This window comes from Mesorhizobium sp. M4A.F.Ca.ET.022.05.2.1, from assembly GCF_003998845.1.
Classification (GTDB): domain Bacteria; phylum Pseudomonadota; class Alphaproteobacteria; order Rhizobiales; family Rhizobiaceae; genus Mesorhizobium.
In genome coordinates, this window is the sequence record NZ_RZOJ01000632.1 from 1 (window position 1) to 2,204 (window position 2,204).

The window sequence follows — 2,204 nt, forward strand, 5'->3', positions numbered from 1 at the left end:
CGCCAAACCATCGCCGGGTCCTCCGGCGAGGGAGAAAACTGTCACCTATGCAATCGGTCCATTCTGTTACCTATCTATCCGGTTCGGACACCGGCACCTTCTCCCCGTATAGAGACGGGGAGAAGAGGGCTGATCACAATGCCGGCGCCTGTGCTGCAACGTGGCGATTGGCGAAGCCATCCGCGACAGCGTCTCCCCGTCACTATACGGGGAGAAATGCCCGGCAGGGCAATGAGGGGCAGCGCCGCATCACGATACACTTGAACCGAAACCTGGCTCGCCGGGCTGATCTATTACCCCACCCACTTCTCATAGTCCGACACCAGCAGATGCAGTGGCGCGACGTCCTCGTCGATATTGGAGAAGCGGCCGATCGGCTCCCGAAAAACGTTGTCGGTGAGGTCGTCATTGACGGTGGAAACCTCGCCGATCAGCACATCCTTGCCCTCGGCCCAGAAGGCGTGCCAGACGCCCGGCAGCAGCGTGACGCTCTGGCCCGGATCGAGCTTCAAGAGCCCGCCCGCCGGCAGTCTAGTGATAGTGCCGTCGACCGGCACCGACACTTCGGCCTTCGGATCGATCCCGCCGTCGCGATCGTGCATGAACAGTTCCAGCACCAGCTTGCCGCCGCCGCGGTTGATGATGTCCTCGGCCTTGATGTTGTGGCGGTGCATGGGCGAGAGCTGGTCCTTGCGCGAGATCATGATCTTCTCGGCATAGAGCATGCCCATGCCGAGCTTCATGTCCTCGTAGCGGCCGTTGCGGACGGTGAACAGGAACAGGCCGAGCTCGTCGAACTTCTCCTGGCCGTAGTCGGTGATGTCCCAGCCGAGGCGCGAGGTGAAGATCGCCGAAGAGTCTCCCTTATGCGCCTTCATCTCGTCCGGCGACCAATAAGCAAAGGGCGGCATGATATAGCCGAAGGAGCGGATGAAGGCGTCGGCTTCGCGGATGATGTCGTTGATTCTCGAGCGCTTCATGGGTTCTCTTCCTTCCGGCCGCTGCCTGCTGAAATGTGCCCATCCGAATAGCTCAATGCCGGTCCGCTGTCGACGCAAACAGACGGCTCTGGCCCGTGACATTCGGCCGGATCGGGGCCATAACGCGACCGGTTCTTATGGTGGTGACAATCGCATGCCAAGCATAGACGACCTCGATACGCCGGCGATCGTGATCGACGCCGCCCGCGCCGAAGCCAACATCAGAAAGGCGCAGGCGCATGCCGACGCCCATGGGCTGAAGCTCAGGCCGCACATCAAGACGCACAAGCTGCCCTATTGGGCGAAGAAGCAGATAGCGGCCGGCGCGGTCGGCATCACCTGCCAGAAGATCGGCGAGGCGGAGGTAATGGCCGATGCAGGGCTGACCGACATTTTTCTCCCCTACAACATCCTCGGGCGCGCCAAGCTCGAACGGCTGAAGGCGCTGCACGGCCGCGTGACGCTGTCGGTAACCGCGGACAGCCTGGTAACGCTGGAAGGCCTTGCAGCGACCTTTGCCGATGCCGGCCAACCGCTACAGGTACTGGTCGAGTGCGATACCGGCATGGGCCGCTGCGGCGTGCAGACGGCAGATGAAGCGGTGGTGCTGGCGAAAGCGATCGACAGCGCCAGGGGCCTCACCCTCGGCGGGCTGATGACCTATCCGGCCGCCGGCAAGCAGACGCAGGCGGAGAGCTGGCTGGCAGGGGCGAAGCAGGCCCTTGCCGCGGCAGGCCTCGACTGCCGGCGCATCTCCAGCGGCGGCACGCCGGACATGTGGCGCTCGGGCGAGAACAGCGTCGTCACCGAATACCGGCCCGGCACCTATATCTATCTCGACCGCTACCAGGTCGCCAAAGGCGTCGGCAGCCTCGACGATTGCGCGCTGACGGTGCTCGCGACGGTGGTCAGCCATCCAACGCCGACCCGTGCGATTCTCGATTCAGGCAGCAAGGCGCTGTCCTCCGATACACTGGGGCTGTCCGATTTCGGCGAATTGCTCGGGGTGCCGGGCGCGAGGGTCACCGGCCTCAGCGAGGAGCATGGCAATGTCACGCTTTCCGACGGCGCGAAGCTTCGCATCGGCGAGCGCGTTCGCGTGGTGCCCGATCACTGCTGCGTGGTGACGAATTTGTTTGACCAGGTGCATCTTATCGACGGCGACAAGGTGCTGGAGACGCTGCCGGTGGCGGCGCGGGGGCGGATGGGGTGAGTGGCCTTTCC

Annotated in this window: 2 protein-coding genes; one reads left to right on the forward strand and one right to left on the reverse strand. The window is 63.6% G+C overall.

Features of this window, described 5'->3' with window-relative positions; genetic code table 11:
* Nucleotides 1-293: 293 nt before the first annotated feature.
* The gene (locus tag EN745_RS33855) at nt 294-980 is read right to left on the reverse strand and encodes a D-lyxose/D-mannose family sugar isomerase (protein WP_126055028.1); all 687 of its coding nucleotides are present in this window, start codon (nt 978-980) and stop codon (nt 294-296) included.
* A 154-nt stretch (nt 981-1,134) separates the two neighbouring features.
* Here EN745_RS33855 and EN745_RS33860 point away from each other — a divergent pair, with 154 nt between their 5' ends.
* Nucleotides 1,135-2,193, forward strand: coding sequence for a D-TA family PLP-dependent enzyme (locus tag EN745_RS33860; RefSeq protein ID WP_127423244.1), 1,059 nt, complete (start codon nt 1,135-1,137; stop codon nt 2,191-2,193).
* Nucleotides 2,194-2,204: the final 11 nt, after the last annotated feature.